The 16,165-nt window shown below is 60.3% G+C and carries 12 protein-coding genes; 5 read left to right on the plus strand and 7 right to left on the minus strand.

The genetic code is table 11. The features are described from left to right. Positions 1 to 64: 64 nt before the first annotated feature. Positions 65 to 751 carry an FAD-dependent thymidylate synthase gene (gene thyX, locus J3R75_RS01960; protein WP_307259627.1) on the plus strand — a complete coding sequence of 229 codons (687 nt, stop codon included), beginning with the start codon at positions 65 to 67 and terminating at the stop codon, positions 749 to 751. Between the two features lie 105 nt (positions 752 to 856). Here the strand turns inward: thyX and J3R75_RS01965 are convergent, their stop codons facing one another. From J3R75_RS01965 to J3R75_RS01980, 3 genes are all read right to left on the minus strand, one after another. Further along, positions 857 to 1,495, minus strand: coding sequence for a DUF1559 family PulG-like putative transporter (locus J3R75_RS01965; RefSeq protein ID WP_370882357.1), 639 nt, complete (start codon positions 1,493 to 1,495; stop codon positions 857 to 859). Positions 1,496 to 1,511: 16 nt separating this feature from the next. Then, positions 1,512 to 3,656: a DUF6259 domain-containing protein gene (locus J3R75_RS01975; protein WP_307259628.1), complete on the minus strand. Its 2,145-nt coding sequence runs from the start codon at positions 3,654 to 3,656 to the stop codon at positions 1,512 to 1,514. A gap of 275 nt (positions 3,657 to 3,931) precedes the next feature. Next, positions 3,932 to 4,147, minus strand: a complete 216-nt coding sequence (locus J3R75_RS01980; RefSeq protein WP_307259629.1) for a hypothetical protein — start codon at positions 4,145 to 4,147, stop codon at positions 3,932 to 3,934. On the opposite strand from J3R75_RS01980, the gene J3R75_RS01985 reads away from it, so the two are divergent. Then, a complete protein-coding gene (locus tag J3R75_RS01985) occupies positions 4,146 to 6,602 on the plus strand; it encodes a CehA/McbA family metallohydrolase (protein ID WP_307259630.1) in 2,457 nt (818 codons plus the stop codon). The genes J3R75_RS01980 and J3R75_RS01985 overlap by 2 nt on opposite strands. Here J3R75_RS01985 and J3R75_RS01990 read toward each other — a convergent pair. Continuing rightward, positions 6,577 to 8,049, minus strand: a complete 1,473-nt coding sequence (locus tag J3R75_RS01990) for a hypothetical protein (protein WP_307259631.1) — start codon at positions 8,047 to 8,049, stop codon at positions 6,577 to 6,579. The two genes, J3R75_RS01985 and J3R75_RS01990, sit on opposite strands and share 26 nt — an antisense overlap. Next, on the minus strand, positions 8,049 to 8,957 hold the full coding sequence (locus J3R75_RS01995; RefSeq protein ID WP_307259632.1) for a helix-turn-helix domain-containing protein: 909 nt from the start codon (positions 8,955 to 8,957) through the stop codon (positions 8,049 to 8,051). The genes J3R75_RS01990 and J3R75_RS01995 overlap by 1 nt, the downstream gene beginning before the upstream one ends. Before the next feature lie 156 nt (positions 8,958 to 9,113). Between J3R75_RS01995 and J3R75_RS02000 the strand changes: the two genes are divergently transcribed. Next, positions 9,114 to 10,388: an endo-1,4-beta-xylanase gene (locus J3R75_RS02000; protein WP_307259633.1), complete on the plus strand. Its 1,275-nt coding sequence runs from the start codon at positions 9,114 to 9,116 to the stop codon at positions 10,386 to 10,388. Between the two features lie 35 nt (positions 10,389 to 10,423). Then, positions 10,424 to 11,623 carry a mandelate racemase/muconate lactonizing enzyme family protein gene (locus J3R75_RS02005; RefSeq protein ID WP_307259635.1) on the plus strand — a complete coding sequence of 400 codons (1,200 nt, stop codon included), beginning with the start codon at positions 10,424 to 10,426 and terminating at the stop codon, positions 11,621 to 11,623. A 36-nt stretch (positions 11,624 to 11,659) separates the two neighbouring features. On the opposite strand, the gene J3R75_RS02010 is transcribed toward J3R75_RS02005, so the two are convergent. Both J3R75_RS02010 and J3R75_RS02015 read right to left on the minus strand, forming a co-directional pair. Next, complete coding sequence (locus J3R75_RS02010) at positions 11,660 to 12,868, minus strand: FtsW/RodA/SpoVE family cell cycle protein (RefSeq protein WP_307259636.1); 1,209 nt, start codon at positions 12,866 to 12,868, stop codon at positions 11,660 to 11,662. 59 nt (positions 12,869 to 12,927) lie between these two features. After that, positions 12,928 to 14,175 carry an alpha-L-fucosidase gene (locus J3R75_RS02015; protein WP_307259637.1) on the minus strand — a complete coding sequence of 416 codons (1,248 nt, stop codon included), beginning with the start codon at positions 14,173 to 14,175 and terminating at the stop codon, positions 12,928 to 12,930. 428 nt (positions 14,176 to 14,603) lie between these two features. Between J3R75_RS02015 and J3R75_RS02020 the strand changes: the two genes are divergently transcribed. Beyond that, a complete protein-coding gene (locus tag J3R75_RS02020; RefSeq protein ID WP_307259638.1) occupies positions 14,604 to 15,794 on the plus strand; it encodes a DegT/DnrJ/EryC1/StrS family aminotransferase in 1,191 nt (396 codons plus the stop codon). Positions 15,795 to 16,165 lie beyond the last annotated feature (371 nt).

Genomic DNA, 16,165 nt, shown 5'->3' on the forward strand with positions numbered 1-16,165 from the left:
GCCCGTGGCCGGCCCATACCGCCGCGGGCACTCCGTCATCTCGGCCCGGAAAGGAAAACCACTCATGGCTAACGACAATGTCAATGTGCCTCCGCCGAACCACGTGATGGTCCTCGACGGCCAAGGCTGGATTGGATTGGTTGACCAGATGGGCACCGAAACCAGCATCGTCAACGCCGCGCGCGTGTCCTTTGGCAAAATCCGCCAGGAGATGGACCAGCGCGACGCGGTACTGGTCAAGTACCTCATCGCCAATCACCACAGCAGCCCGCTGGAGCACGTCGTCTTCACTTTCCTGGTGCACTGCCCGCTCTTCGTGCGCTCGCAATGGCACCGGCATCGCACGTGGTCCTACAACGAGATTTCTCGCCGCTACACCGAGGAAGACATCAGTTTCTTCCTGCCGGCGGAATTGCGTGAGCAGGCCGAAAGCGACCGCCAGGCGTCTCGCAAAGCCGAACACGTCGATCAAAACCGCTGCCGCGGCCTAATCCAGAAGCACCACGAGTCATCCCTGGCCCTCTACGAGGAACTCTTGGCTGCCGGCGTCTGCCGCGAGCAGGCCCGAGGCGTCCTCCCTCAGAATATGATGACGACCTTCTGGGCCACCGTCGATCTCAATAACCTGCTCAAATTCCTCGAATTGCGCGATAGCGCGCACGCCCAGCAGGAAATCCGCGAGTACGCCATCGCCATCAAAACGCTCTTGGCGCCCAGCTTCCCACACATCGCAGAAGTCATGCACTGGTAAAATGCGCCGCGCCGGCGCAGCGGCGATCGCCGCCGGCGCAGGACAGCCACGAATAACATGATGAGCCGGCAGGCACTCTGCCGGCTCTTTTTGTTGCCTGCGGGTTCAGAAATTTGTTCGCGGCTCAATGCAATCGCAGCGGTACCACACTTCGGGGTCTTCCCACTTTTCCCAGCTGACGTGGCCATCGCAGAAGCCATAGACGCTGGCCTTCTGATGGCGGTTGACGACATAGTCTCTAGGTGTGTAGTCTATATTAAAAAAGCCGTCGTTGGTGGTTTTACGGGTCGACCCCTCTTCCAAGAGCAAGGGCGTTTCGCTGCTATTGCCAATCATGGTAATTGACGCTCCCTGGGTATCGGAGTTAACGCCGTAGCTGCAGAGTGAGCCGGTGTGGTCATTCGGGCACATGTACACGCGCGCATTGCCGACATAGCTGTATAGCGTCCCGCGTTTAACGTCGAAATTGCCGCTCACGGGCACGGGAAAGCCATCGTAATAGACCCAGCCGCCCTCGGCGCGCGCCCCCCAGCCGCCATCCGTGTAGAACGGAAAGAATCCCTTGTTGTCACTCATGTACATCATGAATGCCGTGTTCAGCTGCTTGACGTTGTTGACACACTCGGCCTGACGGGCTTTTTCCCGCGCCTTGCCCAATGCCGGCATCAGCATCGCCGCCAGAATGGCAATGATGCCGATGACCACCAGCAGTTCAATCAGCGTGAAGTGAAGCCATTTCACCATAGAGTTATCCATTCCGCTATTGCGTTGTTTTTGTCCTGACCACCTTCAGTGCCAGCGCCGTCAAGGCCGGCAGTTCAAACGCGCCGTTTTCGCGAAGCGCCGCCGGCGCTGACGAATGCAACCGCCAGCCCTGCGGGCAGTGCATCACCACACGCTGTGCCTGGCGAGTGTAATTCACCAGCAGCTCCAGGCGGGCGCCGGCGCGGTTGCGCCAAGCCGACAGCATCACCGCCGGCACTTGTTCACAGCGGCCACCTAAAAAGTATACGCTGAATTCCCCGCATTCACAATGAAGACAGGGCTTTTCCATGCGACCATGCAGGAGAAAATCGGGATAGTGCCGCCGCACCTGATTGAGATTTTTGAGCAGCGTCACGGCCGGCTCCTGTTCCGGCAAGGGCTCGTCCCAAGGCGATGCCGCGCCCCAATGCAGCAGACCGCCCGGTCCGAGATTCATGGACAGCAGATAGCCCGCCGTAAAGCCCCAGGCCGTGCGGTAGAGCAAATTGTCAGGGCAGCGCTGAAAATCGAATTGCCGATCCACACCGCATTGGTTGCCCATGAAGGTCGCCACGTATTCGTGAAAAACAAAGGAGTAGGCCGGCACGGGCATGCCGACGTTGTAGCCGTAGGTGAAGCGCGAGTCATTGAGAGCCAGCCCCGCCAGGTATGGCTCGGCGGCTTCGGCTTCCGTGCCCAATAGCATCGGCGAGGACATGCCACAAAGCGTGTCGCAACATTCTGCCTGCAAGGATTGCATCGCCTGGGTCGACCACGCACCAGGCGTCGGCGGGTGCTGGTGATGCGCCGCAAAGCAGTAACGGGCATCGCCGCCCTGATTCTGGTCGAAGAATTGACAGAAATCCACACCGGCGTCGGCGACCTTGCGGATTTCGTCCTTAACGACCCGTCGTGGCCAGTTTTCGGCGACACACAGGTCATAGCCGAAACGAATGCTCGAACAGCAGGCGGCCTCAAGTTCGCCTTTGGGGCCGCGCACCATGTGAGACAGCAGCGCCTCATCGCAGTCTTGCTGGCGGTCGTAGCGGCCGATTTTGCTGTACTGCGTCCACGCCACGCCGGAAGCATAGACGCCCATAAGATCGCCCTCGTCATGCACCGTCTGCGAAAACTCGGCGAAGGCCTCGGCGCAGCCAAGAGGCGGCCAGATGTAGGGCGGCGCCCAGGGCGACGTACCCTCCCAGCGCATCAGCAGGACCATCACGCGGCTGTCCAGAAGAGCACGATAACGCCGCAGCGGCGGCAGTATCCGCGCCAGCGGGAAGAACTCGTTGGGCTCCTCGGTGATCCGGTGGTCGCCACGGACCATCGTGCACATGACAATCGGCGATGTCGCCAGCCAGGACGGGTAGTTCCGTGGCAGCACCGGCAGCGTCCGGTCCCGTTTCAGCCAGCCGCGGTACAGCGCGGCGGCATCCATCCAGTCGCCGCCGAAGGGCCGCAGTACCACGTCCCAATCCGGCGCGTAGTCTTCCCCGGCGGCGCAACCGGTAAACGCCTGCACCTGCAATTGCAGCGCCGTCGGCTCGGCGCCGCAGCCGTATTCGAGCTGCTTGGGGCCGTGCTGACGGTCTTCCGCCGCCACGTAGAGTCCCAGTCCATCGCGCATGTAGGCCATAAATTGCATGGGTGCCAAACCGGGATACTGCCCGCCGCCCTGGTTATTGGGCCAACCATAAGTCCGCATGGGCTTCTGCAAGGCTGCGCCCTTCACCAAGGTGCCGCTGGTGCGCGGCCAAAACAGCTCGCCGTCACCAGGAAGTTCCACGATCGGCGCCGCCAGCCAGCACAGCCGCGCCGTTGTTGGCACTCCCGTCACCCGCGGCCGAAAACGAAAGACGCCGCCATCGGCGCCACGCACATCGACCCGCACCCGCAGCGACGGATAGTCCGCACAGCCACCGGCTTCAATCCGTACCCCCGACGGCCGCGTTTGTACCCGCCAATCCTCGAAACGCCGGCTGTCCAATACTGTCATAACGCCATCTTCGGCGAGCATGCCCAGGCTGAAGAGCGCCGATGCGGCCCGCAGCATCTCGCGCCCGCGCCAAGTCATTCCCAGTAAAACGCCGCTAGTCGCGGATAGCCTCAACTCGGCGCCTGCGGCTTCTTTTTTCAGCGTCTTCACGCGTCCGTCCATAGGATCATCCTTTCGCGATTTGACCATCTGTGTGCCAGGCCACGCCGGCATGGGTTCCATTGCCCCTTTGGCCCCAGTCAGCTTCGCCGACTGGGGCCAAAGGGGCCGAGGAACACGAGCGCAGAGGGCACGTAACCCAGGGCGGCGCACGCTTTCAGCGTGCTTGCCCTGGGCTGGTATGTGTCGCGCTTTCAGCGCTTCTGCCGCTTCGCGGCCAAAGTGGCAGACGCTCTTGGTGCAGCTTGCCGTGACTGCGAATATCAATGAGTAACCGATTACGAACAACGCCAGAAATATAGGCCGGCGTGCTGGCAAATGCCCCACCGCTGATGATATTTCCCAAGCTTCCGTCCCACCCGTTCATACCCGCCCGACACGCCTTGCTCCAAGCAGTCCACCTTGTCCACCTTGTCCACCTTGTCCACCTTGTCCACCTTGTCCACCTTGTCCACCTTGTCCACCTTGTCCACCTTGTCCACTATGTCCACCATGTCCATCCCCCCCATCTCATCTCCTCTTGTCCGCCTCGCGCTGATTGGCGACCCGCAATACGCGGATCGCGATCCGTGGAACGGCCGCCAGTATCGGGAAGCGCTCACTCTGCACCAGCAGCTCATCCAGCGACTGAACGACGAAGAGCGCCTTGATTTCATCGTCAGTCTTGGCGATCTCGGCGACGGCATGCACAAATACGAAGTGCCGCTGCTGCTGGAAAGCTACGCGCAGAGCCGCTTCCCCGTCCGCTACGTCATGGGCAATCACGACCGCGTGCAGAACTCCGAAGAGGAAGTCATGGCACTCTTCGGCCTTGACAGTCTCTACTACGACTTCGCGGTCAATGGCCTGCGCATCGTGGTCATCAACAGCCTCGACGAAAGCCGTTTTTCTCCGCCTGACTCGCAACGCCGGCGCAACGCCGCGGCCTTCCGCGAAGCCAATCCCGGCCTGATCTTGCGCGAATGGGACGGCATGCTCTCCCAAGACGGCAAGGCGTGGCTGCGCACCAAGCTGGCCACCGCCGTTGCCGCGCAGGAAGACGTCATCGTGCTCAGCCATGTGCCCGTCTGGCACCTGGCCAGCGGCCCCAATGTCGCCATGTGGGACCGGCAGGACGTTCTCGATATCCTCGACGGCTGCCCGCGCCTGCGCGCTTTCTTCGCCGGGCACTACCACCCCGGCGGCTGCGCTGCACGCAAAGGCGTCCTGCACAAAACAGTCCGCGCCATCTGCAACGCCACCGTGCCCACTGCCTGCATCGCCAACATCTACAGCGACCGTATTGTCCTGGAAGCGATTGGCGAAGAGCAGCCCTTTGTTCACCATTTCCGCATGGCGCCGGTCCGCGTCACCGGCCGCGCTGTTCCTGGCGCCTACGTCATGGCCAACACCGGCGAAATCACTCGCGCAAACGCCTCGGGCCACTTCCAACTGCTGCTGCCGGCGCCAGGGGTGTACTGCCTGAAGGCCGTCGCCGATGGCATGGCCGACGCCTTCGCGCCCATGCTCAGCGTCCCCAGCGAACACGCCGTCACCATGGACATGCAGCCCGAAGCCGGACGGCGCGTGATCCATGGCCGCTGCGACGGCTACCGGCATCTGCATATCCGCGACGACGGCCAGCCCGTTCGCAGCTTCGATCTGGCCGGCAATCCCATCGGCGGCATGCAACCACAACAGCCCATATGGCATCAAAAATCAGAAAATTTCTGGTGCAAGGACGAGTACGCCTTTTCTGCGCGGGGCGACGTGGTCATCAACGAGGTGCCATGGCGGCCGGAGCTGCGCGCGCGCGGCTGGTACAAGGGCGATTTTCACGCCCACATCATCCACGGCGAGAATACCTACCGGGGCAACCTGCAATTTTCGGCGTTCATCGCCCGTGCCGAGCACTACGACTGGATCGGCCTCAGCGGCAATTTCGCCAATGACGACTACCCGGCGGACGTCCTCGGCCTCGCCGAATATCTCTCCGATGACGAATTTCTGTTGCGCCTCAACCTGGAGTATCCCAAGAACTACTTCGGCCATGTCGGCAACTTCGGCGTCGAGCCAATCTTCCAGCCCTTTGACCCGGAAATACTGAGCAATCTTGAGCAGGCAAAAGCGGCCATTGTCGACCGCGGTGGCGTCACCGTGCCGGTGCATCCGCTGTATCACGACGTCATTCGCGAAGACCCCGTCAGCGGCCGGCCATTTTCGTGGATGACCAACAAGGAAGTGTTCCTGTGGCTGCTCTGCGCGCCCGACATGGTGCCCTGCCTGGACCTCTTCTACCACGACTCCGACACGCCCCGCGCCGAGGCCTTCTGGTTCATGCTCCTCAATCGCGGCTACCGCATCGGCTGCTGCGCCACCAGCGACGCGGCGTTCGATGTCGGCCGCAGCCCCGGCAGCCGCCGCGGCGCCACCTACGTCAAGCTCGCACAGCTCAGCGAACAAGCCGTCGTCCAAGCCATCAAACAAGGCCGAACCATGGTCAGCTGGCACGGCGCGGCACTGGCTTTCCACATCGACGACGCCACCTGCGGCGACACCGTTGAGCAGGCCGGGCGCCATCGCGTCGTCATCGACGCCTTCTACCAGCCGGGCGCCGCCGTACACATCCGCCTCGTTCGCAACGGCCGCGTCGTCAGCGAACGCCATGAATGCCTGCCCGGCCAGGGACCGCTCCATATCGAGGAGGACATTGACGAGCATGACAACGCCTGGTACTTGGTGATCATGACGGACGACGGCTGCCCCCGCATCAAAGCCGCCGCGTCGCCCATCTATTTCCGGCGCCCGGATTTCCAGCCGCCGCCCGTCCTACCCTACCCCAAGCCCTTCCCGGACACACTGCGCCAACGCCTCAAACTGCTCACCCTCGATGAGCTCTGCTCCGAAGCCGTCTTCGACGAACTCCGCGACAAACTCGCCGCGCTTAGCGCATCCAACCCTCAATCCTGAAATGCTTCGCCATGATCAGGCGTTCTTCGCCACCGGCGTCGGGACGGAACCACAGCTCAAAACGCGCGGCATAGTATTTGTCCCAGTCGCCCTCGTAGATGGTGAACTCCGCCGGAGCGAAAAAAAGCTCGCCAGGCTGGTCGGACCACCCCATTCGGCAGGCGCTGGCCTGGTCCAGACGCCGTGCGGAAAGGCGGGTGCCGCGACTGGCCTCGTAGGCACGCAGGTAGGTCAAGCCGGCCTCGCCGGGGTTGCACAACCAGGTTGCATGGTAAATCCCGCCTTGACTGCCTCGATACAACTGCAGGTCGGGTTCGTCGCCGGCAACCACGGCGTCCGCCGGCAACGCCTGCCGCCAGTTGTCCGGTCCCAGTGTCGCCAGCCGGGCCATTTCGTCGTCCAGCAGGGCGAGCGTCCGAGCGGTCATAGCGTAGCCCGGCACATTGCTTTCGTCGTAAATTTCCACCCGGACGGCGCCAGTCATAAACGACGTCCATTTGCGCATGACACCGTGTTTGTCGGCCCCGCGTTCCATCATTTTCCTGCCTCTTGGCCAGTAGGACTCGCCGTTCAAGCTGAGCCCAAGGCGATACTGAAAATGGCTGGGCGTCCCGGTGCCCGCCATGGCGCTGTGAAAGCGCGAGTAATAGCGATTCAGCGTCGTCATGGGCCGGCCCTTGGCCCGAAAACAACGCCAGGCAAAACGCCCCTGGGGCTCATCGATCACCAGCCATTCGGGATGCGCCGCCAAGTAGCTCCCCAGCAACTGCCGGCCAGTATCCGTGCTTGTGAGTGCTGCCAATGCCGGCACGGCCAGAGGCTGCGCTTCGTCCAGACGCCAGCCGTCCTGCGGTGCCCGCAGCACCTGCAGCTGAAATGACTCCGGCGCCTCAAAATATATGTCGTCAGCAAAAGGCCCCATGCCACTTTCCACAATGGGGTCCGCACAAACTATTCCGGCGGGAATCACCAGGTCGTCCGCAAAATGATCCTCCGAGGGCCCCAAAAAATTGTACAAGACCACTCGGGCAAGAATGAACAGGCACAAAAAAGCCGTCAGCAGCAGCGCCAGCAGCCGACCGAGCGCCAGCCAGAAGCGGCGACGGCACAGCTGCCAAAACATGGCAACCAGCAGCGCAGTGGACGACAAGACCAAGAACACAAACAGCAACCCCATAAACCAGAAATACAGCCATTCGTGCAGCCCGCCGGCGTCTGGCCCCACCTTGAAAACCACGCCGTGTAAGGCGATCTCCACGAGTGCGCCAAGGCACAGTGCCAACACGACCGGCACCAGCAGCGGCAGCCAGCGATGGCGCAAATACCCGCGCAAGCCCCTGATGCAAGCGCACCAGCTACGCATAAGCGCACAGGCTTCGCGGCCGCAGAAAGTCCCCGTCACGTCGGCGCCATCAGACGCATTCTGTCCCGGGCCCTTATCGTGCATCACATGCCTCCTGATGACAACTCATTGTCAATTTCCGGGCGTTCATCACCGACCTTGCTTGTGCCCATGCCCAGCTCGTCACCGCGACTTTTGCGATATGCCAGTGGCGACATGCCCGTCAGCTGCTTGAAGACCTTGCTGAAATAAAAGGCGTCATGCCAACCCACGGCGGCGCCGACGGCGGCAACGCTATCCGCACTATGCAACAGCCGGATGGCCGCCGCTCGCACCCGCAGGCGTTGGACATAAGCTAACGGCGTACTATGCAGCTGCGCCTGAAAAATGCGAAAAAAATGCGCCCGCGAATACGGCGTCAGCGCAATCAACTTATCGACATCAATCGGCTCCGCAAAATAGTCGTTGAGATACTGAACGACAGTCAGCAGGCGCCGCCATTGCGGCACGCTATCCTGTCGCCGAGTAGCACAACGCAACAGGGCGTCCAACAGCGCGTAACCACAGAGTTTGCGCTGGACTGCCTGCGCGGTGGCGTCGCCCACCATGGCATTCTCACTCTGCTCGAGACGCCCCATGGCCTCGCGCAGCGCCTCCTGGGCATCTTCGGGCAGGACATTGGGCACTTCGTAGAGATTAAGCAAATTGAATCCCCCACGGTATTCGAAGGAGTAGCTGACCATAAGGTAATCCAAGCCATCTGAACTATAGGTCGCGGACTGGCGCACTTCATTGGCCATAATGTAGGCAACGCTATTCTCTGCCCGCGGCACCCGCCCAAGACGCGAATCACGGTACAGAGTTTCGCCGTGGCCACGGATATTCCAAATCAGCACCGGAAATGGCTGCATAATCCACCCACGCGTTGGCGCACAAGGCAGCTGCTGGCGTACCAACACCCGAAAAACAACATCAATTTCTTGATCCCGAGACATATCATTGCTTGACGCCATGATGATACCATTAGACAAAAATGAACTATTTTTCACCATAGGATGTATCTGCGTGTGGTTATATAATAATGGCTGGTTGCTCATCGTATATCTGGACGATGAAACAAAAACACCACAGCGTTACAATTCCACGAATCCAACCCAGGAGGTATCACCTTGATCTCGGAAAGCTGTCACCAACAATGGTCGGACATCCAAGGCAGCTGCGCGTCAGCCATTCGCAACCACCGCCAGGGAGACGCCATTCTGCGTATCATCGACGCCGCCGGCAACCCCGTACCACAAGCGCGGGTGCGCATTGTCCAGCAACAACATGACTTCGATTTCGGCTGCAACTGCCTGTGGCTGGGACAGCTCGGCTGCAACAACACCCGCTACGAAAATAAGCTGGCCGAACTCTTTAATCTGGTTACCACGACGTTCTGCCTCAGTGACATCCAGCCCGAACCCGGCCGCTGGCGTTTTGCCGAAGGCAGCGACGAGATTTTCCGGCGGCCGCCGCCAGACCGCGTCGTCGCCTTTGGTAAAAAGCACGGCTTGCGGCTCAAAGGCCAACCACTGCTGGCCGGCTCGTGGTTCCCCAAATGGGCCGGCCAGCTATCCCACGACCAAATCCGTGCTCTTTACGAAGACTATTTCCGTCGGGTCGCTGAACGCTACAGCCATTCATTCGATCTTTTCGATCTGGTTAACGAGTCGCTCTGCCACACGAATTTCCCCCTGTATACCGACAAACTGGACTACGTCGAATGGGCCTTCAAATGCGCCCGGCCGCTGTTTCCGGGCCATGTTCGCCTGGAACTCAATGAAGCCACGCCCCACGTCTTCAATACAGACCCCAAAAGCGGCAATAACCGCTTCTTCAATCTCGTCCAACGACTGCTGGACAAGGGCACACCGATTGACGCCATCGGCATGCAATTCCACCTCTGGTCGCCCGTCATCGACCAGCATCTCCAGGGCATCGGCCCATACTGCCCAGAAAAAGTCCACGCGACCATCGAAGCTTTCGCCACTCTCGGCCTGCCAATCTACATCAGTGAAATCACCATGCCATCTACCATGGCACCCGCGCCGGAGGGCGAAGACATCCAGGCCGACATCCTGCGCCATTTCTACCAGCTGTTCTTCAGCATCAAGAGCGTCGACGGCATTATCTACTGGAACCTCTGCGATGGCCCCGCCTGGCGCAAGGAAGGCGATTGCAATGGCGGCCTCACTGACGAATATTTTCGCGAAAAACCCGCCTACCAGACACTGAAACAACTCATCCGCCGGCAGTGGCTCACGGCCTGCACATTGCATGCCGACGACCAGGGCGCCGTGTCTTTCCGCGGCTTCCGCGGCAGCTATAACGCACAGTTCAACAATCAGGAATTCATGTTCACTGTAGGAAAGGAACAAAAGCCTGTCACTCTGCAACTCGCCTGACAACTACCCCACCAAGGGCAAGAGGACCGCACAGCATGAAAATCACTGCCATCACCGCTACTGCCGTCAATGTGCCGCTGACCGCGCCTATTCGCTGGTCATGGGGCATCCGCAAGGAAACAACCCGGCTCATTATCCAAATCGATACCGACGAAGGTATCCGCGGCATCGGCGAGACCATGGGCCGCGTGGGCGCTGACAACGTTCACTACGAGTCCCGCAAACTCATCGGCCAAAATCCCTTCAACATCGAGCGCATTCTGGCTTTTCTGCGACCACGACCGTATTTCTTCGGCTATGCCGGACACGGCCTTATTGCCGGCATTGAAATGGCCTGCTGGGACATCATCGGCAAAGCCTGTGGCAAGCCCCTGTGGGCGCTCCTTGGCGGGCGCTTCCGCGAGAAAATTGCCATATCTGGTTATGTCTTCACCCGTGCCAGAAATGAAGAGACCGGCGAAGGCGGCGAAACCACCCCCGAGCAACTACTCGCCTACAGCCGCCGGCTCGTGCAGGAACACGGTTTCAAAAACCTCAAACTGAAGGTTGGCGCCTCGCACCCCGACGTGGACATTGCGACAATCGCCATGTTCCGCGAGGCCTTCGGCCCCAACATGGGCCTGCGCATTGACCCCAATGGCACGTGGTCCCCACAAACAGCCCTATATATCTGCAAACAACTCGCGCCATACAATCTCGAGTACATTGAAGACCCCACCTGGGGCATTGAGGCTATGGCACGACTCCGCCGCGATATCAGCATACCGCTGTCAACCAATATGTGCGTGGTCGATTTCGATCAGATTCCCACGGCTTTCCGCCTGAATGCCGTCGACGTCATCCTCGGCGACGTTCATAAATGGGGCGGCATCTTGGCCACCAAAAAACTTGCGGCGGTCTGTGACACGCTCATGTGGGGCATGTGCATCCACTCCGGCGCGGAACTGGGTATTTCGGAAGTGGCCAAATTACACATGGCGACCTGCACGCCCAACCTCAGCTACGCCATCGACACCCATTACCCACACCTCGCTGACGACATCATCGACGGCGGCAAGATGACATACCAAGACGGCACCATGATCGCTCCCGATAAGCCCGGCTTGGGTGTGGAACTCGACATGGACCGTTTTGCACGCTACGCAGAAGCTAATCGCAAAGCTGGGCTCAGCGAAGGCTACGAGAAAGACCCAAATAGGCCGCAGGATTGGTGCCCGAAAAAGTTTCAATGGTGACGTGCCAGAGCGTCCCCGAACGCACCCGCACCAGGCCTACTGCGTGCTATGGGTCTTCATGGCGAAGGCCTTGTAGGTGGGCACGACGCGCATGCTGAGCAGTTCCTGCCACATGCGGTCGAGATTGCGGCGGCAGGTATTAAAGAGCAGCCCCACGCAGAGTAGCATGGCGATCATGCTGGAGCCGCCGTAGCTTAGGAAGGGCGCCGTCAGCCCCGTGGTCGGGCACCAGCCGCTGACCACGCTGAAGTTGGTCAGTGCCTGCGACGCAATCAGTATGCCCGTGCCCATGGTCATGAGCACGCCAACGCGATCCCGGCACATCTTGCTGATCTCCACAACGCAGACCAGCAGGCCAACATGCAGCAGCAGCACAACACAGAAACCAACGTAGCCAAATTCCTCCCCGAGCACCGCCATAATAAAATCCGTGCGGGCATCGGGCAGGTAGAATTGCTTCATGACGCTGCGGGTGAAACCGCGTCCCCACAGCCCGCCGGAGCCCAGCGTGAGTTGTGAACGCCACAGCTGGTAGCCGTCGCCCATTTTCTGCTCTTCGGCGGCTTTGTATGACGTGATGCGACTCAGCCGTTCTGGGCTGAGGTTGATCGCCGTCACCCCCAACGCCACGCCCAGAGAGGCCAGCAGCACCAGATAGCGCAAACGCACGCCCGCCAGGAAAAGGATGGAATAGGCCGTCACGCCGGTGATCACCGTGGTGCTCAAATCACCGCCAAGCAGGATCAGCCCCAACACCACGCCAATGACCAGCACCGGCACTGCCACCCCTTCGACAAAGCGTTCAACCTGCGTCTTGCTCCGCGTGCCATAATAGGCCGCCAAAAACAGGATCAACGCAAACTTGGCGAATTCCGATGGCTGAATGGATATCGGCCCCAGCCGCAACCAACGCATTGCGCCCTTGATTTCACCCGGCACCAGCGGAAAAAACCGCAGGATATCCCTGGAAACCAAACGCGCCGCAACGTTGGCGGCGAAGAGATAGGCCAAGCTGGCGACAACCGCAACCAGGATGTACGGTGCGGCTTTGCACAGGTACTCCAGCGGACAGAATGCCACCAGGGCAAGACCGCTCAGGCCGATCAGTATCCACAGCGCCTGCCTAATCATGTACGCATTGCCGTGCAGATCGTAGGTCGTCGAATACACCATGGTCAGGCCAATACACAGCAGCGCAGTGATGATCAGCCCGACCAGGAAGGTGATGATGCGGGGGTATTTCATGGTTGTCCTCGTTTTTCGCATACCGCACAGCCACCGTGTAGCGCGCGGATTGACACCGGTCAGACCTTGAATACGTCCATGGCCCGCATGGCCAGGGCACCGTCACAGTCGGTCACCCGTACGCGCAGACGACGGACAGCCAGGGGCGGGAAGGAGCAAATAGCCTTGTGGCCGATGTTCTCGCCCTGCCACAGGCGTATCCACGTCTTCAGATGATTGGGATTGCAGTCGATGCAGAAAGCCCGGGCGTGCTCGCCGGCGTTGAGGTCTTCCTGCAACACGACGTGGTCGATCAGCGTCGGTTCCGCAAAATTGAGCTCCCAGCTCAGGCCGTCGGCGCCGACCGACCAGTCGGCCAGACTGCGCAGGGGCTGGCGGAAACGCCGGTCGCGTTCGCGGGCCCACGCCAGCAAATTGCGCACGTCCTTGTCCGGTAACAGCCCACGACGGTCGGGACCGATGTTGATCAGAAAATTGCAGCCGCGCCCGACGCTGTAGTAGTAGAGCCCCATGAGCTCTTCGGGGCTCTTGACCGTGCGTTCATCAGCATCGCTGTAAAACCAGTTGGTCAGACGCATGCGGCAGTCGCATTCGGCCGGCAGCCAGGTCGGCACGGCCAACTCGGCACTGTCATTGCTGTCCATGGCGAACGGAGCGCGGCTGACCGTATTCCACAGTGGCACCGGCGCCAGCCCCAGCTCATTGCCGACCCAGCGAAAATCCGGGTCGCCAATGCCAAAAATCAGTATCTCGGGCTGCATGCCACGGATCGCCCCGCAGATGCGTTCCCAGTCGTAGCGATGGCCTGCCGAGCCGCAGCCGTCAAACCACAGAATATCGATCTTGCCGTAGGGAATGAGCAGCTCACTGATCTGGTTGATGAAGTAGTCGTCATAGGCCTTTTCATTCTCGTAGTTGGGATTGCTCCAATCCCGCGGCGAGTAGTAAATACCCACCTTGAGATTATGACGGCGACAGGCATCGACGTATTCGCGCACGACATCGCCCTTGCCGCCCCGCCAACTGGAGTTGGCCACGGAGAAGTCGGTGTACTTGGATGGCCAGTTGGCAAAACCATCGTGGTGCTTGGCGGTCATAACCATGTACTTGGCACCGGCAGCTTCGGCGACGGCCGCCCACTGGTCGCAATCCAGCTCAGTAGGCAGGAACTGACTGGGCGACATAGCCTTGCCATCCCAGTCCTTATGGCCTTCGTAGAAAGTCCGAATCCCGAAATGGAGGAAAACGCCCCATTCCCAATCCTGATAGGCCAGCTGCAACGGGGTGGGCAGAAGTGTACGTGCCATGGATGTGTCTCTTTTCTGTAAGATAGCGCCTGGGTGTAGCCGGTCGAGAAGTCATTGCGGCTGCAACTATTATAACGTCATTCCCTCAGTCCGGCAGGCGTTTCGTATCATTGTCATGTAACCATAATAGTATGGCTGGCTAATGCAATGACTCTTCACCACTTTTACGCGTGCACGCGTGCGATAGGCACCCCGACGGCGACGGGATGATCGCGGCGGCAACGACAGCAACGCACGCCAAGCATACACATTTCACGTTCAGCAACGCCTCTGCGAAGCTTGCATCCACCTGAAAAGCGCCTATGGTTATGGGCGACTATGCACCACCAACGCCGCGGTGCGTCACTTGCCGCGACAAGCCCCCAGACACCTCATCTTTTTCATCGTTTTGGTAATTGCACCTTCACCCCACATCAAGGACTGACACCATGATGACCCAAGCCGAAATCCAGCAGGCATTGCAGAAACGCCCCGCACTTCCCTGGCGCGCCGAGCCGTTGCTCGGCAGCATCTACGGCCAGGAGGAAATTGACGCGGCCGTTGCCGCCATCCGCGAGGCCATGGATGTCAGCAAGGGCTTCGGCTTCTCCGCATCGCCCATTCCCGAGTTTGAACGCGCTTTCGCCGATTACACCGGCACAGCCGACGCCGTCGCCGTCAACAGCGCCGGCCCGGGCATTGACATCGTCATGCGGGCACTCAAGCTGCAACCGGGCGACGAAGTCATCGTGCCCTCCATCAACTACCAGGCCGCGCCGCTGGCCGTGCTGGGCGCCGGTGGCAAAGTCGTCTGGGGCGAAGCCGACCCCGTCACGTACATGCTCGACCCCGCCGACGTCGAACGCAAAATCACCAATCGCACCCGCGCCATCTTCCCCGTGCACATCCACGGGCTCTGCGCACCGATGGACGACTATCTGGCCATCGCCGCAAAACATCCCCACCCCGTCTACGGCCCGCCAAAAGTCATCGGCGACGCCGCCCGTGCCTGTGGTGGCTCCTATCGCGGCACCAAGATCGGCAAAAAAGGCTGGGCGACCATCTACTCCTTCCACACCATGAAGAACATGACCACCCTCGGCGAGGGCGGCATGATTGCCACCGATGATCTCGAACTGGCCGCCTACGCCCGCTCGGTACGCATGTACGGCAGTGGCGTCGAAGCCTGGGGCACCTCCAATGTCATGACCAAAGTGCAGGCCGCCGTCGGGCTCGTCCAGCTGAGCAAACTCGACAGCTTCATCGCCGGTCGCCGCCGCGTCGCCCAGGAGCGCAATCGCCTCCTGCAGGGCCTGCCCGGCGTCACCCTGCCTCACGAACCCGCCGACTGCGAGCACAGCTACTACCTTTACACCCTCACTCTCAAGGACGACTGGGCCGGCGAAAAACGCAACCAACTCATCAAGATGATGGACCAGGACTACGGCGTCGGCTGCGTCGTCGCTAACCCACCAGCATACTTGGCGCGGCGTATCCTCGCCGAAAACTTCGGCAAGACCACGCCACTCTCTGAAGCATACGCCGCAAAAATGATCAGCATTTCCCTCCACCCCAGCATGACCAGCGATGACAATAAGTACATCGCCGCCGCCTTCATCACCTGCACCCAAAAACTCTGATCAGACCAATCATCCGACGGATTGTCTGACGGATCATCCGACCGATCAGACCGATCAGACCGATCAAATCGACGATCCGACGGATCAGACCGATCCGACCGATCAAATCGACGATCCGTCCGATCCGTCCGATCCGTCCGATCAGTCCGCGAAGAAGACAGAAGACAAAAGACAGACGATCCGACCGATCCGACCGATCCGACCGATCAAATCGACGATCCGTCCGATCCGTCCGATCCGTCCGATCAGTCCGCGAAGAAGACAGAAGACAAAAGACAGACGATCCGACCGATCCGACCGATCCGACCGATCAAATCGACGATCCGTCCGATCCGTCCGATCCGTCCGATCCGTCCGCGAAGAAGACAGAA

The sequence above is a fragment of the Oligosphaera ethanolica genome (assembly GCF_030814695.1).
Classification (GTDB): domain Bacteria; phylum Verrucomicrobiota; class Lentisphaeria; order Oligosphaerales; family Oligosphaeraceae; genus Oligosphaera; species Oligosphaera ethanolica.

Excerpts from the sequence above, each read along its gene's own strand:
- thyX (WP_307259627.1), top strand. The coding sequence starts at position 65 with ATGGCTAACGACAATGTCAATGTGCCTCCGCCGAACCACGTGATGGTC.
- J3R75_RS01965 (WP_370882357.1), bottom strand. The coding sequence starts at position 1,495 with ATGGTGAAATGGCTTCACTTCACGCTGATTGAACTGCTGGTGGTCATC.
- J3R75_RS01975 (WP_307259628.1), bottom strand. The coding sequence starts at position 3,656 with ATGGACGGACGCGTGAAGACGCTGAAAAAAGAAGCCGCAGGCGCCGAG.
- J3R75_RS01985 (WP_307259630.1), top strand. The coding sequence starts at position 4,146 with ATGTCCATCCCCCCCATCTCATCTCCTCTTGTCCGCCTCGCGCTGATT.
- J3R75_RS01980 (WP_307259629.1), bottom strand. The coding sequence starts at position 4,147 with ATGGTGGACATAGTGGACAAGGTGGACAAGGTGGACAAGGTGGACAAG.
- J3R75_RS01990 (WP_307259631.1), bottom strand. The coding sequence starts at position 8,049 with ATGCACGATAAGGGCCCGGGACAGAATGCGTCTGATGGCGCCGACGTG.
- J3R75_RS01995 (WP_307259632.1), bottom strand. The coding sequence starts at position 8,957 with ATGGCGTCAAGCAATGATATGTCTCGGGATCAAGAAATTGATGTTGTT.
- J3R75_RS02005 (WP_307259635.1), top strand. The coding sequence starts at position 10,424 with ATGAAAATCACTGCCATCACCGCTACTGCCGTCAATGTGCCGCTGACC.
- J3R75_RS02010 (WP_307259636.1), bottom strand. The coding sequence starts at position 12,868 with ATGAAATACCCCCGCATCATCACCTTCCTGGTCGGGCTGATCATCACT.
- J3R75_RS02015 (WP_307259637.1), bottom strand. The coding sequence starts at position 14,175 with ATGGCACGTACACTTCTGCCCACCCCGTTGCAGCTGGCCTATCAGGAT.
- J3R75_RS02020 (WP_307259638.1), top strand. The coding sequence starts at position 14,604 with ATGATGACCCAAGCCGAAATCCAGCAGGCATTGCAGAAACGCCCCGCA.